This is a genomic window from Acetobacter senegalensis (assembly GCF_001499615.1).
In the GTDB taxonomy this organism is placed as follows: Bacteria; Pseudomonadota; Alphaproteobacteria; order Acetobacterales; family Acetobacteraceae; genus Acetobacter; species Acetobacter senegalensis.
The window spans coordinates 1,613,098-1,627,933 of record NZ_LN606600.1 but is presented as its reverse complement, the minus strand read 5'-3'; the positions used below and the strand labels follow the sequence as shown (position 1 = coordinate 1,627,933).

At 55.7% G+C, this 14,836-nt stretch carries 13 protein-coding genes and 1 tRNA gene; 10 read left to right on the top strand and 4 right to left on the bottom strand.

Translation table 11 applies throughout. The features are described from left to right. The first annotated feature begins 110 nt into the window (after positions 1 to 110). Positions 111 to 2,579, top strand: a complete 2,469-nt coding sequence (locus ASN_RS07230) for a glycosyltransferase (protein WP_058987737.1) — start codon at positions 111 to 113, stop codon at positions 2,577 to 2,579. Positions 2,580 to 2,995: 416 nt separating this feature from the next. On the opposite strand, the gene ASN_RS07225 is transcribed toward ASN_RS07230, so the two are convergent. After that, a tRNA-Gly gene (locus tag ASN_RS07225) sits at positions 2,996 to 3,070 on the bottom strand. A 159-nt stretch (positions 3,071 to 3,229) separates the two neighbouring features. On the opposite strand from ASN_RS07225, the gene ASN_RS07220 reads away from it, so the two are divergent. The 9 genes from ASN_RS07220 (at position 3,230) to ubiM (ending at position 11,599) form a co-directional block, all read left to right on the top strand. Continuing rightward, positions 3,230 to 5,311, top strand: a complete 2,082-nt coding sequence (locus ASN_RS07220; RefSeq protein WP_058987736.1) for an NAD(+) synthase — start codon at positions 3,230 to 3,232, stop codon at positions 5,309 to 5,311. A gap of 64 nt (positions 5,312 to 5,375) precedes the next feature. Beyond that, positions 5,376 to 5,972, top strand: a complete 597-nt coding sequence (hisB, locus tag ASN_RS07215) for an imidazoleglycerol-phosphate dehydratase HisB (RefSeq protein WP_035382652.1) — start codon at positions 5,376 to 5,378, stop codon at positions 5,970 to 5,972. Positions 5,973 to 6,097: 125 nt separating this feature from the next. Beyond that, complete coding sequence (gene hisH, locus ASN_RS07210; protein WP_035382532.1) at positions 6,098 to 6,760, top strand: imidazole glycerol phosphate synthase subunit HisH; 663 nt, start codon at positions 6,098 to 6,100, stop codon at positions 6,758 to 6,760. Then, complete coding sequence (hisA, locus tag ASN_RS07205) at positions 6,760 to 8,094, top strand: 1-(5-phosphoribosyl)-5-[(5-phosphoribosylamino)methylideneamino]imidazole-4-carboxamide isomerase (RefSeq protein WP_058987735.1); 1,335 nt, start codon at positions 6,760 to 6,762, stop codon at positions 8,092 to 8,094. Before hisH ends, hisA begins: the two co-directional genes overlap by 1 nt. Continuing rightward, complete coding sequence (gene hisF, locus ASN_RS07200) at positions 8,094 to 8,882, top strand: imidazole glycerol phosphate synthase subunit HisF (RefSeq protein WP_006557736.1); 789 nt, start codon at positions 8,094 to 8,096, stop codon at positions 8,880 to 8,882. Before hisA ends, hisF begins: the two co-directional genes overlap by 1 nt. Positions 8,883 to 8,950: 68 nt before the next feature. After that, complete coding sequence (locus tag ASN_RS07195; protein WP_039903553.1) at positions 8,951 to 9,388, top strand: phosphoribosyl-ATP diphosphatase; 438 nt, start codon at positions 8,951 to 8,953, stop codon at positions 9,386 to 9,388. After that, a complete protein-coding gene (locus ASN_RS07190) occupies positions 9,388 to 9,762 on the top strand; it encodes a histidine triad nucleotide-binding protein (RefSeq protein ID WP_058989221.1) in 375 nt (124 codons plus the stop codon). Before ASN_RS07195 ends, ASN_RS07190 begins: the two co-directional genes overlap by 1 nt. 38 nt (positions 9,763 to 9,800) lie before the next feature. Beyond that, positions 9,801 to 10,391: a nitroreductase family protein gene (locus tag ASN_RS07185; RefSeq protein WP_058987734.1), complete on the top strand. Its 591-nt coding sequence runs from the start codon at positions 9,801 to 9,803 to the stop codon at positions 10,389 to 10,391. Positions 10,392 to 10,396: 5 nt separating this feature from the next. Then, positions 10,397 to 11,599, top strand: coding sequence for a 5-demethoxyubiquinol-8 5-hydroxylase UbiM (ubiM, locus tag ASN_RS07180; protein ID WP_006557740.1), 1,203 nt, complete (start codon positions 10,397 to 10,399; stop codon positions 11,597 to 11,599). Between the two features lie 233 nt (positions 11,600 to 11,832). Here the strand turns inward: ubiM and ASN_RS07175 are convergent, their stop codons facing one another. The 3 genes from ASN_RS07175 to ASN_RS07165 all read right to left on the bottom strand — a co-directional run bounded on the left by ASN_RS07175 (position 11,833) and on the right by ASN_RS07165 (position 14,430). Continuing rightward, positions 11,833 to 12,300: a DUF4186 domain-containing protein gene (locus ASN_RS07175; protein WP_058989220.1), complete on the bottom strand. Its 468-nt coding sequence runs from the start codon at positions 12,298 to 12,300 to the stop codon at positions 11,833 to 11,835. 517 nt (positions 12,301 to 12,817) lie between these two features. Beyond that, positions 12,818 to 13,513, bottom strand: a complete 696-nt coding sequence (locus ASN_RS07170) for a glutathione S-transferase (protein WP_058987733.1) — start codon at positions 13,511 to 13,513, stop codon at positions 12,818 to 12,820. Positions 13,514 to 13,692: 179 nt separating this feature from the next. Then, positions 13,693 to 14,430 carry a hypothetical protein gene (locus tag ASN_RS07165; protein ID WP_157765136.1) on the bottom strand — a complete coding sequence of 246 codons (738 nt, stop codon included), beginning with the start codon at positions 14,428 to 14,430 and terminating at the stop codon, positions 13,693 to 13,695. Between the last annotated feature and the right edge of the window lie 406 nt (positions 14,431 to 14,836).

Sequence of the window (14,836 nt, the reverse complement as noted above, 5' to 3'; positions counted from 1 at the left end):
TCCTGAGAGGTACACTTTGACGGGCCTTCCCGAAGATTTATATATCACTCAGATATTTGGTTTATTTGATTTCAGTTTCGGCTTGCCGTTTTCAAAGTGAAAAGAAGAGAATGCCCCAGCGTCCCTCCGCCTCAGTGTCTGCTACCCACCTGTCAGAACAAAAGGCCTCTCCTTTTCCGGCCCGTGCAGAGCATGGCTCGCTCCATCCACGCCCTCCTGCTCCGGCCAACACCCCGCAGACAGAGACTCCTGCAGACAATCGGGCGCTCAGAATTGCGTTGGCAGACGCCCTGACAGAACTTTCCCTCGCCCGTAGCGCCCTTGCGGATCAAACACGACGCATCCAGTTGCTCGAGCAGGCCGAGGCAGAACGAGAACGCGCCTTTCAGGTTATCACCACCCAGTTGGCGGACCATCAGAGAGCACTGGCAGAAACAGCCCGGACGCTGACTCCTCACCCCTCCCGCCTGCGTCGTCTTTGGCGCACTCTGCGCTATCCTCCTGTAACACCGGCCTTACCTGACGCACCCGTTCTGGAAGCTCTTCCTTCCATTCCTCCCTCTCTTCCACAGCGTCCCGCCCATCGGCCTCTTCCGCTCCCTCACAGCGGGCCGCGCAAGATTCTGTTTGTTGCCGGAGAGCTGGATACTACAGGCCGCATCTATCGGTGCGAACGGATGGCGGCAGCCTTTGCGGCGGCTGGCGTTGAAGTGCGCGTGCTTGATTGCCCTGTTGTAGGGCCGGATGATGTCAACTGGGCGGATGCCCTTGTCATCTGGCGTACCCGCATGAGTGAGCATGTCAGCATCATGCTGCGTCTGTTTCAGGAGCAGGGAAAGCCCACAATTTTTGACATCGATGATCTGGTTTTCCGACCGGACCTCGCAAAAATCGAGATTATTGACGGCATTCGTCACGGCGGGACAGTTACAGAAGAAACCACCTGCCAGATTTTCACAGGTTTCAAACAAACCGTTGAAAAATGTGACATGGCGTTCACCACCACCCTCGAACTGGCCGACGCGCTCTTCATGACCGGCGTAAGACCTGTGGTGGTTCTACCGAACACATTTGATCATGAAACCCAACGCCGGGGCCGCCTTGCCGCCCGCCGCAAGCAGCTTATCGGGCCAGATGGTCTTATCCGCATTGGATACGCCGCCGGGTCACGCACGCATCAACGAGACTTCAAACTTGTTTCACAGGTGCTGGCAGACCTGTTGCGGGCAGATAACCGGCTACGGCTTGTGCTGTTTACAGTGAACGACACCCTTCCTCTGCTGCTGATGGAAGAATTTCCTGAACTGAGCGGGCTGGAAGAACAAATTGAATGGCGCACCTTTGTGCCTCTTGTCGATCTTCCTGCCGAAATGGCCCGGTTTGATATTTCCATCATTCCGCTTGAGACTGACAATGTGTTCTGCGAAGCCAAAAGCGAGATCAAGTTCTTTGAAGCAGCGCTCGGAAATGTCTGTTCCATAGCCTCGCCCACCGCCCCCTTCCGGCGGATTATCCAACACGGGCAGAATGGCTTGCTCGCCAGCACAGCGGACGAATGGCGGGAGGGCCTGCTTACGCTTATTCGCGATCCTGCTCTTCGGCAGAAACTGGCCTGCAACGCATTCAACTGCGCCCTGTGGTTCTTTGGCCCGGAACGGTTGAGCTTTCTGGCACGCGATGCCGTGCTCTCCATGGGTGCCGGGCTGGAGTGTGCTCAAGCCAGCGCCCGCCTGCTAACCGGCAGCAGAGACACGACACCTCTCATCCCCGTTGTACCGGATAGTGAGACACTCTTTTTGCATGACCAACTGGATCAGGCTGAAGTGAGTGTTGTGGTCACCTCCTACAACTATGAACACTTCATTCTGGAAGGGCTTGAAAGTGTCGTGGCGCAAACGCTGGACATGCTTGACCTGATTATTGTGGATGACGGCTCCACCGATGGCTCCGTACCCCTGATTCTGGCATGGGCCGCAAAACACACATTCCGTTTCAATCGGCTGCTTGTCTTGCGCTCCATTTCCAACGCAGGTCTTGGCGGCGCACGCAATATTGGTATGGCAGCAACAGAAACCCCTTACGTCATGCAACTGGATGCAGATAACAGACTGACACCAACTGCCTGTGAGCGCCTTATGGAGGCGCTAAAGACTGAAGGGGCTGCCTTTGCTTATCCTATAATCGAGCAATTCGGTGCCCGTATCCATAACGGCGTTCTGGGCAACCGTCCCTTTCAACCCCTTGCCTTTGTGCCTTCCAACTACATTGATGCCATGGCCATGGTGGCCAAATGGGCATGGGCAGCCGTAGGCGGCTATTATGTGCAGCGTGACGCCATGGGCTGGGAGGATTTTGACCTCTGGTGCAATTTTGCAGAACGCGGCTTCGTTGGTGTCCATGTACCGGAAATTCTGGCGCAGTACCGCCGCCACACATCGTCCATGACGAATGCAGTAACAGAAACACCTGATCACAAACCTCAGATTGTGTCACTTCTGGAAACACGGCATCCTTGGCTGCGCCTGACCCACCCCCACGCTGCGCCCAGAGACGACACACCGACAGAAACAGCGGTTTAAAAATGAACTGGCAGCCATACTCCAGAGCACGATTTCAGGCCTCTTTTCGATGTTTCCGACACCAGCCTTTCCACTACGCCTTCTGAGTCGTCAGTCTTGTGTGGTTGGCTCAACTTTATGATTCAACCAATGCTTGTGGCGTGCCTGCACATAGGTTTTCGTGTGAGGAAAAAGCGGCCTGGCAGACTGTGATGGGACGTAAATCGCGTTAAATAAGGACCATCTCAAGAAAGCGATTCCCCTGCCTCAGCTTAACAGGAGCTTTCGGACTACTTTTCTTCAAAAGATGTGTGCGCAAATCTGCCTACCATAATGACAAACAGTGGCGATTTTATTTTTACATTGTGATGATATACGATGCAGCTAGATGAACAAAATTTTCATTCATCTAAGCTCCTGATTTTCTTGATAAAATCTGGAGCGGGCGATGGGATTCGAACCCACGACCCCAACCTTGGCAAGGTTGTGCTCTACCCCTGAGCTACGCCCGCATCGGATGGCCACCTTCTACGAGGGAAAGAGAAAACGCGCAAGAGGGTATTTCAAATTTTTTATGCTTTTGTTTCAGCCCTCTCTGCCTCCCTTCCCTCATCACCATTTGGAGGGATGGTTCGCCTGCATATTGGCGTTAAAAAGGCTTGTCTGTAATCATGACGCCCGTTTCAGGTTCAGGAGGGCAGTTCATGCCGGTTTCCCCATTTCACGCCCTGTATCATCAGGGCTTTGCCCGTGTGGCGGCCTGTACTGTTCCTGTTTCTCTGGCAGACCCGGCCACCAATGCGCAGCGTATTCTTGCCGCAGCCCAAACGGCATCGGAAGAAGGATGCGCTTTGTGCGTCTTCCCCGAACTTGGGCTGTCAGGATACGCCATTGATGATCTGCGCCAGCAGGAGGCTCTGCTCAACGCTGTGGAAAAAGCGCTGACAGCCCTTGCCGCCGCGTCAGCATCTCTCCTGCCCGTTCTGGTTGTGGGTGCTCCCCTTCGCCACAACAACACCCTGTATAATTGTGCCGTCATTCTGCATCGCGGTACCATTCTGGGAATCGTGCCTAAAAGCTTTCTGCCAAACTATCGGGAGTTTTATGAGGCCCGGCATTTTACCCCGGGTGCAGGAGTCCGTGGGCAAAGCATCCTTATTGATGGCAGGGCTGTGCCCTTCGGCCCGGATCTGCTGTTTGACGCCACAGATCTACCCGGGTTCTGTCTGGGAGTGGAAATTTGCGAGGATATGTGGGTGCCCGTCCCGCCCGGCACGTTGGCAGCACTGGCAGGGGCTACGCTGCTCGCCAATCCCTCCGCCAGTGACATCACAGTCGGCAAGGCGGAGACACGCACACTTCTGTGCCAATCCCAATCCGCGCGGTGCGTTGCGGCCTATATTTACGCCGCCGCAGGCGCTGGCGAATCCACAACCGATGTGGCGTGGGATGGCCAGATTTCCATCTTTGAAAATGGTGTCCTGCTTGCCGAGAGCGAACGCTTTCCCTCCACGGCTCAGACCGTCACGGCAGATATTGATCTCATGCTGTTACGGCAGGAACGCCTGCGCATGGGCTCCTTTGCGGCCAACGCGCAAGCCATGGCAACCAACGCGCCAGACTGGCGGCGAATACCCTTCACACTCGCCCCACCACAGGCAGATCTGGGACTACGCCGCCCACTTGCACGTTTTCCGTTTGTGCCAAGTGACCCCGCGCGGTTGGCGCAGGACTGTTTTGAAGCCTTTACCATTCAGGTAACCGCCCTCAAGCAACGCCTGCGCGCCAGTGGCGCCAAAACCATGGTCATCGGCATTTCCGGGGGGCTGGATTCCACGCAAGCGCTGTTGGTGGCCGTGCGCGCTGCAGATGAACTCGGCTGGCCGCGTTCCGCTGTGCTGGGCTACACCATGCCCGGTTTTGGCACGACGGAAAAAACTCTCGCCAGTGCGCAGGCCCTTATGGCGGCTCTTGGCACAGGCAACGAGCTTCTGGATATCCGTCCCGCAGCTACCCTTATGCTTAAGGAGATCAAACATCCCTTTGCCCAAGGCGAGCCCGTGCATGACATCACTTTTGAGAACGTGCAGGCAGGACTGCGCACGGATTTCCTGTTCCGGCTGGCCAATATGCGTAATGGACTGGTGATTGGCACCGGCGATCTTTCGGAGCTTGCACTGGGCTGGTGCACTTATGGCGTAGGCGATCAGATGGCCCATTACAATGTGAATGCGGGCCTGCCAAAAACCCTTATCCAGCACATCATTCGCTGGGCCATCGCCTCGGGCCATTTCTCGGCTGAGGTCACGCCCCTGCTCTCCACCATTCTGGCCACGGAAATCTCCCCGGAACTGGTGCCTGCTGGCGCGGATGGAAGCATCCAGAGCACGGAAGACATTATTGGTCCCTACGCGCTGCATGATTTTACCCTGTTTTACGTGCTGCGCTACGGCTTCACCCCTTCCCGTATCGCCTACATGGCGCAACAGGCATGGCAGGACACCGATGCTGGCGCGTGGCCACCCGGCTTTCCGCAGGCCGAACGGAAGACGTATGATCTGCCCACCATCAAACACTGGTTGCGCGTTTTCCTGCGGCGGTTTTTCGCCACCAGCCAGTTCAAGCGCTCCGCCATGCCCAACGGGCCGAAGATCATGGCTGGCGGCAGCCTTTCTCCCCGTGGAGACTGGCGCGCTCCGTCTGATGGCAATGCCACGCTCTGGCTGACAGAACTGGAACAGAACGTTCCCTGAGAGGTTCTGCCCCACCGCATGCATGATGGTATCTGCCGCACTCTTCAGCTATAGACTCCGCATCATGAGCACTCCGCGCCAAGCCACCCTTCATCGCGTTACCAGCGAGACAGATATTGCCGTCACTCTTGATCTGGATGGATCAGGACAGGCAGACATTGATACCGGCATCGGTTTTTTTGACCATATGCTGACAGCGCTGGCCAAGCATGGCCTGCTGGATCTGACGGTAAAAGTGCGGGGAGACCTGCATATTGATGGTCATCACACCGTGGAAGACACCGGGATAGCACTGGGCCAGGCGTTGCGGCAGGCGCTGGGCGACAAACGGGGAGTGCGCCGCTTTGGCCACGCGCTTGTGCCGCTGGATGAAGCGCTGTGTGAAGCTGTGGTTGACCTTTCCGGCCGTCCCTTTCTGGCATTTGACGCCACTTTTGACCGCGACCGCATTGGTGAACTGGATACCGAACTGGTGGAAGAATTTTTCCGCGCCTTTGCCATGTCCAGCATGATCACCCTGCATCTGACGGAAAAAGCAGGTAAAAACTGCCACCATATTGCAGAAGCCGCGTTCAAGGCTCTTGCCCGCGCCCTGCGCATGGCAGTTGAGATGGACCCTCGGGCGCAGGGGGCCATTCCCTCAACCAAGGGAGTGCTGTAAACAGGGCCGGGTCTGGCGCCACGCCGTGGCTGCCTGCTCAGCCTGTTTCAGAATGATCCAGCGGCCACTGTCCCTTCGGGGTATGCCAGCCCGTTTTCCAAACAGGACCATAAGTGCGAGGTCCCATGACCCAGTCTCTCTCCATTGCCGTTATTGATTATGAAGGCGGCAATCTGGCTTCCGCAGCACGCGCAGCAGCACGCGCGGCCGAACTCTCTGGCATTGCGGCCACAGTCACCATTACCAATTCACCCTCCGCAGTGCTGGAGGCCGACCGTATCATCCTGCCCGGTCAGGGAGCCTTTGCGGATTGCGCGCAAGGGTTGGATACACAACCGGGCCTCAAGGATGCGCTGCTCACCGCCACACGCAACGGGACGCCTTTTCTGGGTATCTGCGTGGGCATGCAGCTTATGGCCGAGCGCGGGCTGGAACACGGCGTTACCCCCGGCTTTGGCTGGATAAAGGGAGACATTGCGCCCATGGAGGCCCCCGGCCTGCGGCTGCCACAGATGGGCTGGAATGAACTCAACCTCACCCAGCCCCACCCCTTGACGGAAGGACTGGGCACCGCTCCGCACGGTTATTTTGTGCATTCCTATGCCTTGCAGGGGGCCGTGCCGGAGACCTTGATCGCCACCACGGATTACGGAGGGGCCGTGCCCGCCTTTGTCTGCAACGGCAATGTGGCAGGCACGCAGTTCCATGTTGAAAAAAGCCAGACCGTCGGGCTGCGGATTCTGGCCAATTTTCTGGCTTGGCAGCCTGAAACACGCTGGGCGGTCTGATGTCTCGGAAAAAACCCGTTCAACGTATCCTTAAACTGGATGAAGATGATCTTCAGGCCCTGTGTGAAGCCGTAGATGCCGCCATTCTGGACGGTGGCGGTTTTGGCTGGATACAGCCGCAGGGGCGGCAGGTTCTGGCGCGCTATTTCAAAGGGCTGCTTCTGGTGCCCGAACGCATGCTGTTTGCCGTGCGGCTGGATGGCGTGATTGTCGGCTGTGCGCAACTGGTCCGCGCCGCCCGCAATAACGAGGCTCAGGCCATGTGCGTCACGCTGATGCACCTGTTTGTTGCGCCTTATGCCCGGAAGCAGGGTCTAGGCACCCTCCTGTTGCAGGAAGTGGAAAACGCCGCCCGCAGCATGGGCTACCGTGTGCTGAACGTGGATGTGCCAGAAACCCAGACCGCCGCCATTGATCTGTTCCGCAAGGCGGGTTTTGAACAGTGGGGTACCCATCCACACTATGCCCGCATTGGCGATCAGACCGTATCTGGCCTGTTCTTTACCAAACTTCTTGATAACGCCCGTCCCGCAACAGCAGAAGCACCCCGCATGACCCAGGCAGACGTTGCTCCCGCCGAATACACATCCTCCTCTTCCCGCCCTTTGACGCTTTACCCCGCCATTGATCTGAAAGATGGCGCCTGCGTACGTCTGCGCCGGGGCGAGATGGAAGATGCCACCGTTTATTCAGATGATCCTGCAGCACAGGCCCGTGCCTGGTGTAATGCCGGGTTCAAATGGCTGCATGCCGTTGATCTGAACGGCGCTTTTGCAGGACAGTCCGCCAACGTGCCCGCCGTACGGGCCATTCTGGAAGCATCAACCGTCCCCATGCAGCTTGGCGGGGGACTGCGTGACATGAAGGCCATTGCTTCCTGGCTGGAAGCTGGCGTCACGCGCGTTATTCTTGGTTCGGTCGCTGTGAAAAATCCGGCGCTGGTGCGCGAAGCATGCCGCGCCTTCCCGGGCCGCATTGTGGCGGGCATTGATGCCCGTTCCGGCCACGTCGCCACGGAAGGCTGGGCAGAAGTTTCAGACATGCAGGCCACGGAACTGGCGCTGCGCATGCAGGAAGCAGGCGTTGCCGCCATTATTTTCACGGAGATCAGCCGGGACGGTATGCTGGAAGGTCTTGATCTGGAACAGACGGTTGCTCTGGCCAATACGGTCACCATTCCCGTTATCGCCAGCGGCGGTGTTGGCTCGATCGACCATCTGGTAGCCCTGCGCAAAGCGGCCGATCAGGCTCCCGGTATTGAGGGCGTGATTGTAGGCCGTGCTCTGTATGATGGCCGTGTTTCTCCCGCAGAAGCGCTCAAGGTTCTGGCCTGATGCTGAAACTGCGCGTTATTCCCTGCCTGGATGTCAAAAACGGACGCGTTGTCAAAGGCGTCAATTTTGTCTCCCTGCGCGATGCAGGGGACCCGGTTGAACAGGCCGCACTGTATGATGCCGCAGGCGCTGACGAATTGACTTTTCTGGACATCACCGCCAGCCACGAAAACCGTGACACTATTCTGGACGTGGTCAGCCGCACTGCAGAGCGGATTTTCCTGCCGTTGACGGTAGGTGGCGGTGTGCGCGCCACAGAAGACATGCGCCGCCTGCTTCTGGCTGGTGCAGACAAATGCGCCATGAACTCCGCCGCAGTATCCCGCCCCGAACTGATCAATGAAGCCGCCCGCAAGTTTGGCAGCCAATGCGTTGTCGTGGCCATTGACGCCCGGCAGTCCGCTCCTGGCAAATGGGAAGTTTATACCCATGGGGGCCGTACCCCCACCGGGCGTGACGCGATAGAGTGGTGCAAGGAAGTGGCTGAACGTGGGGCGGGAGAAATTCTGCTCACCTCCATGGACCGTGATGGCACACGCTCCGGGTTTGATCTTGACCTTCTGAAAGCCGCCACACAGGCGGTTCGCCTGCCAATTGTCGCTTCTGGCGGCGTTGGCGCGCTTGAACATTTTGTGGAAGGCGCTCAGGCTGGCGCCACGGGGCTTCTGGCTGCCAGTGTCTTCCATTTTGGCCAGTTTACGGTTTCCCAGGTTAAAACGGCGCTGGCTGAAGCCGGACTGCCGGTTCGTCCTTCTCCTTCACCCTTTCAGGCAAATCCAAGCGCATGATCAAGAAAGCCAGCACCAAACCGGGCACAAAAGCTGCTCCCAAGGCAACGGGCAAAGGAGCCGCCAAGATGGCCGTCAAAAGTCAGTCCAAAAAAGCAGCCGCTGCAAAACAGCCGGAACACAAACCTGATACGCTACCGGCAGATCTTTTGAGCGAACCGGCGGACATGACCGTTCTGAATAGGCTGTATGATGTGGTTCTAAGCCGGAAAGGCACAGATCCCTCCGTAAGCCATTCCGCACGTCTGCTCTCCCGTGGCACATACAAGATTGCGCAGAAATTTGGTGAAGAAGCCGTTGAGTGTCTGATTGAAGCCGTAGCTGGCCGCAAGGATCTTCTGGTTGGCGAAAGTGCTGATGTGCTCTACCACCTTATTGTTCTATGGGTTGATGCTGGCGTCACCCCGGACGAGGTCTGGGCCGAACTGCGCCGCCGTGAAGGTGTGAGCGGAATTGCTGAAAAAGCAGCACGTCCTAAAGAAACTTTTGCAAAAAAGGGTAAATGATGGCTGTCAACGGAACAGGTCCCTATAATTCGGACAACATTTTCGCCAAAATTCTGCGTGGAGACATTCCGTGCAAGAAGGTGTTTGAAAATGAATGGGTGCTGGCGTTTCACGACATCGCCCCCAAAGCGCCTGTGCATATCATCGTTATTCCAAAACAGCCTTATGTTTCCTTTATTGATTTCAGCAAAAATGCCACCACTGAAGAAATTGCGGCTGTCATGCGCTCCACGGGGCAGGTTGCGGCGGCCCTGAATCTGGAAGAAAGCGGATACCGCGTTATCACCAATGCAGGGCAGAATGCAGGGCAGGAAGTGCCGCATTTCCATCTGCATGTGCTGGGTGGCAAAGCGCTTCCGCCGTTTCCTGTCTGATTAACTGCTTTCTGTTCCTGAACCGGAGTTTCCTGATCATGACCCCTATGGAAATGCTTCTTAGCCGCGCATCTACAGACCATCTGGCAGAACCTGCGCCTTCAGCAGCGCAGCTTTCCGAGATTCTGGCAGCGGCCATGCGGGCACCAGATCACGGTAAACTCCGCCCCTGGCGCTACGTTGTGATTGAAGGAGATGCCAGACCGCTTATGGCGGAACGGATTGTCGCCAGCATGCAACGCATGGATGCCGAGGTTCCGGAAGCAAAAATTACCAAACGCCGTCAGCGGTTTTCAACCATGCCCATGATCCTTGCCTTGGGCATGCACCTCCGGCCTGATCACAAAATCCCATTATGGGAACAGGAAATGGCCGTTGCCGCCGCTGCCATGAACGTCTTGAACGCCCTGCACGCCACCGGGTTCGGCGGTGTCTGGGTCTCCGGGGATGTGGTGGACGATCCCGTTCTTGCTGCGGAAATTGGGCTCCCTGCCCCTCATAAACTTGCCGGGTTCCTTTTTGTCGGCACACCATCCGGCAAACCCGCTTCTCCCCGCCGGCCAGATCCGGCGGATTTTACAGCCTACTGGACCGGTGCTCCGGTTACCTTTGCGGCAGATAAGGACTGATCACCATGCAGACCGCGGCACAGACAGACGTTGCCATTATAGGGGGAGGCCCTGTTGGGCTTGCCACAGCGCTTTCTCTTGAAAGTGCGGGGCTTTCTGTCACGGTTTTGGAACGTGCGCCTGCGGCTGTATGGGAAGAACCCTCCTTTGATGGCCGTGAAATTGCTCTTACGCATCATTCCGTCCGCATTTTGCAGGAAAACGGTGCCTGGGAGCATATTCCACAGTCCGCCATCTGCCCACTTCGGGAAGCGCGTGTGGAAACCGGAAAGTTTCGTCACCCGCTCACATTTGATACGCATGGCCGTGGAGTCGATGCACTCGGCTGGCTGGTCTCGAACAATCACATTCGCCGCGCGCTCTATGCCGCAGCCGCAGCCCGCCCCGGCATCACGCTACTAGACGGGGTTACGGTTGAAACCGTACGGCAGAACCCTGCACAGGCCGTGGTGCATCATTCCAAAGGCCACCTTCAGGCACAACTGGTTGTCGGGGCAGACGGGCGCTTCTCCCCTACCCGTCGGCGTGCCGGAATCGGGGCCATTATTCATGATTTCAAACGCACCATGCTGGTCTGCCGCATGGCGCATGACTCGCCACACCATAACATTGCAACGCAGTGGTTTGATGAAGGCCAGACCGTCGCTCTCCTGCCGGTCAACGGCATGGCGTCCTCTCTGGTCCTGACCTTGCCCTCGGATGATATCAAACGCCTTCTGGAAGCACCGCGTGATGCCTTCAATGCAGAAATCATGGAGCGCATTGGTAATCGTCTGGGCGCAATGCGGCTTGTCAGCACCCGTCACGCCTACCCGCTGAAAGGGGTCTATGCGCATCGCTTCACAGCCCGCCGTCTAGCCCTTGTGGGGGATGCCGCAGTGGGGATGCACCCCATTACCGCCCATGGTTTCAATCTGGGCCTCCGCGGGCAGGAAATCCTCTCTCAGGAGGTCGCACGGAACGTTTCCACAAATGGAGATGCCGGTCTGGCACAAGGCCTGCGTCGTTTTGAACAGAAGCACCGCCTTGCCACAGCACCCCTCTTTGCGGGCACAAACGGTATTGCCACCCTGTATACGCATGACGGCGTTCCCTTCCGTCAACTCCGTGAGACAGGTCTGCGCCTGGCAGACGCCTTCACCCCCTTCAAAAATGCCGTCACAACCCTCCTGATGGATCGTCACTCCGTTCCCCCCAAGGCATCCTGACGCCACGGGCTACAGGGCTACAGGGCTACAGGGCTACAGGGCTACAGGGCTACAGGGCTACAGGGCTACAGGGCTACAGGGCTACAGGGCTACAGGGCTACAGGGCTACAGGGCTACAGGGCTACAGGGCTACAGGGCTACAGGGCTACAGGGCTACAGGGCTACAGGGCTACAGGGCTACAGGGCTACAGGGCTACAGGGCTACAGGGCTACAGGGCTACAGGGCTACAGGGCTACAGTTTGGGGCGTGATTTCCGCTTGTAAACCCTTATCGGCGTGTTTTCTTCTGTGGGCACAGGCAGTGTTTCTTCCCGCTCCAACCAAGCGCCAATCACTGCCAGCACATAATTTTGCTGCTGGACTGTAAGAGGAAACCCTTTGGTGAAATGGTGCCATTTTTCGAGGCACGACCTACAGCAAGTTCCTGTAGCATGTTGCGCAACAAAAACCGGATGGCCCTTCCACGGTGTTTGCCGACCGTCTTTCTCCGGATGTGCTGGAGCCAATCGTTTTGCGATAAAATCCGCACCGTGTTCCAGAACAGCGCCCAGTCCTTTTTTTGTCAGATAAGCCCGATCTGAAGCATTTAAATGAAACTGCTGCCGAAATGCGGACCGCGCGAGTTTTTGCCAGAGATCAGGGTCAATTTCTGGTAACTCAAGCGTAGAAGCAAAGAGTTCCCCCTGTGAAGCAGACTTCATTTTTTCTGAAAAGTCAGACAAAACCGATCATGCTTTCTTTAAAAACAATACTTGGTTTTTTAATCTGAATGATGGCGAACGCACAAGGGTTTGAACCCTAGTTCCGCTGATTAAGAATTATGCAACCGAGACAGAAACAAAAACCCACGAACTTTTAAGAGTTATCTCTGCACCAGTAAGAGTCCCTCATCGCTACAGAGGATGTCACGACGGTCAACTCGGTGATCAGCATGAGGGCACAGTAGAAATCCATTTGTGACTGTCTATACAGGCCGTGCCTGCGGTCATACATGGTCAAGACTTAGTGTGGTAGGCAGTCAGAAACCGTGGGGCTGGCCAACTTATCCGGCAACCTCTTTCTATCGCTTTTAGGTTGGCTCAGAACCTTCTCTACCTGCACTTCCCTATGAACGCGCTCACAGCTTGAAGCATGGTGCATCCCACGTAAGAAGGAGTATCAGATAACAGCCGCAAGCAAGGACGATAGCCAACTTGCGTCATTTGCCCACTAAGCACATCAGGATGCAGGCCTGCCGCCCTCGTTGGCATAAGCATATGCCCCACCGCGATGCAGGGCACGCTGATAGGAAGGACGGTCATGAATACGGCGCAGGAACGCCCTGACATGCGGCCGATTATCCGTTGCTCCTGCACGTGCGGCTGCCGCTTCAAGAGGGAAACTCATCTGAATATCCGCAGCGGTAAAGTCATTCCCAGCGAACCATTCACTTTCAGACAGGCTACGCTCCCAGTAATCCATATGCAGTTTGACCTGCGAATTGATGAGCTGTGTTTGCGCCCCTTTTGAAACCAGAAAAGCAAAAGGGCGAAAAGGCAAAGGAGCCTTCTTGGGCAGCATCCCGAATATCAGTTTGAGCAATAGCGGCGGCATGGCAGATCCTTCCGCATAATGCAGCCAGTATATGAAGCGGGTGTATTCGGGAGTGTCGCGCGCTGGGGCCAGTCGGCCATTGCCGTATTTATTGATAAGATATTCGATAATCGCCCCGCTTTCTGCCAGCGTCACGTTCCCGTCCGTGTCAGTTATCACCGGAGACTTGCCTAGTGGATGAATAGCCCGAAGCGATTTGGGAGCCATCATGGTTTTGGGGTCACGTTTGTAAAACTGGATGTCGTAGGGAAGTTCCAGTTCCTCCAGCAGCCACAGAACCCGCTGCGAACGGGAATTATCCAGATGATGCACGATAATCATAAGATGCAGTCCTTCCTTCAACTGGCATGAAAATCCTGCCCAGCCTTACCCATCTTGGCAGAGGGGCTATGGCATATGCGTTCCGGGCGAAGTTGATTACCGGCTAAAGAACGTGACGATGGCTTTGGTTCCATGGACCATCCGGATGCGCAAGGCTGATTACAGGCAGAACTCTCCTGTTACCTTGCGTCCCGCAACTGCATTTTTTGCCTACTCTTTTGAGGAAAGCGTAAAAATTTAGGGTCTAGTAATGCTAAGAGATCAATGAGCAGATTTTGAATGTCTATCAACCGGACACGGGCCAGATGCTCATTAGCTCCTAACTTACTGATTTCCTCTCTCAAAATATCGATCTGCTTGTTTTTACCCGGCGGAAACGTGTCCATAAACTGAGCAAACCCCATGCAGGAGGAACTGCCGTCACGCCGAATAATAAGATTTTCCCCAATAGCCCGCTGCTCCCCTGCAAACAGGCAAAAAATACCGTGATATTTTGTTTTATCCGTGCCCCACAAAGTTTGCACGTTATCCTGCAAATGCAGTAGCTGGCGCGTGTCTTTTTCGTTTTGTAATTCGATGTAATATAATTCCTGCCGTGTAAGCTCAAACCAGCAGAAAAGCTGTGAGATAAGAAACGCCGTGTTTTCTACACAATATTCCCGCGTTCTCTCATCCCCATGAACATAGAAGTGGTTCATGAAATGCCGTTCTACAATGTTGTATATTCTGCTTTGAAGATCAAAAGCCGCATGGGCCAAGGGCTCACTATAAACAGAAACCTCTTTTTCTCTTTGATGGACAGCTTTCTTTTTCTCATGTCGAGCAGAGAAAAAACCACCCACTCCCCCACTAATCCAGCCACAGAAAGCTCCAATAACAGTGGGAAGAACACCCGATAATAACCCGCCATCAGTCATAAACAGAATCCATAGAAATTTCCCCTCACCCTAGCATTGGCTTCCATCTGCACAAGGATGAACAATTTTCTCTGCTGCACTAAAAGCCCAAGTATTCAGTCTCAGGATTTGATGGTGCATTATGGGACAAATACGTCATGCCAGCGCCACGACCATGCACGCTGTCCAAGAACAGCAATATAACGATCGGATGTTTCGCTCGCGGAGCCTGACCTCTAGGCCCTGCCCCTAAAACAGGGACAAAGTAGCGAAAGTATCAAACCATCAAGGACTAGAAGACGGCTCCAAAAGAGCCTCGCTCAACGGTCCTGTCTGAAACAGACGAAGCGATGGTCGGGACCGTTCGCCGACGTAATCTGCTGCCTCTGGGGTAAGTAGCCTGTAAGCTCTGTAAGAAGCCGTCCAG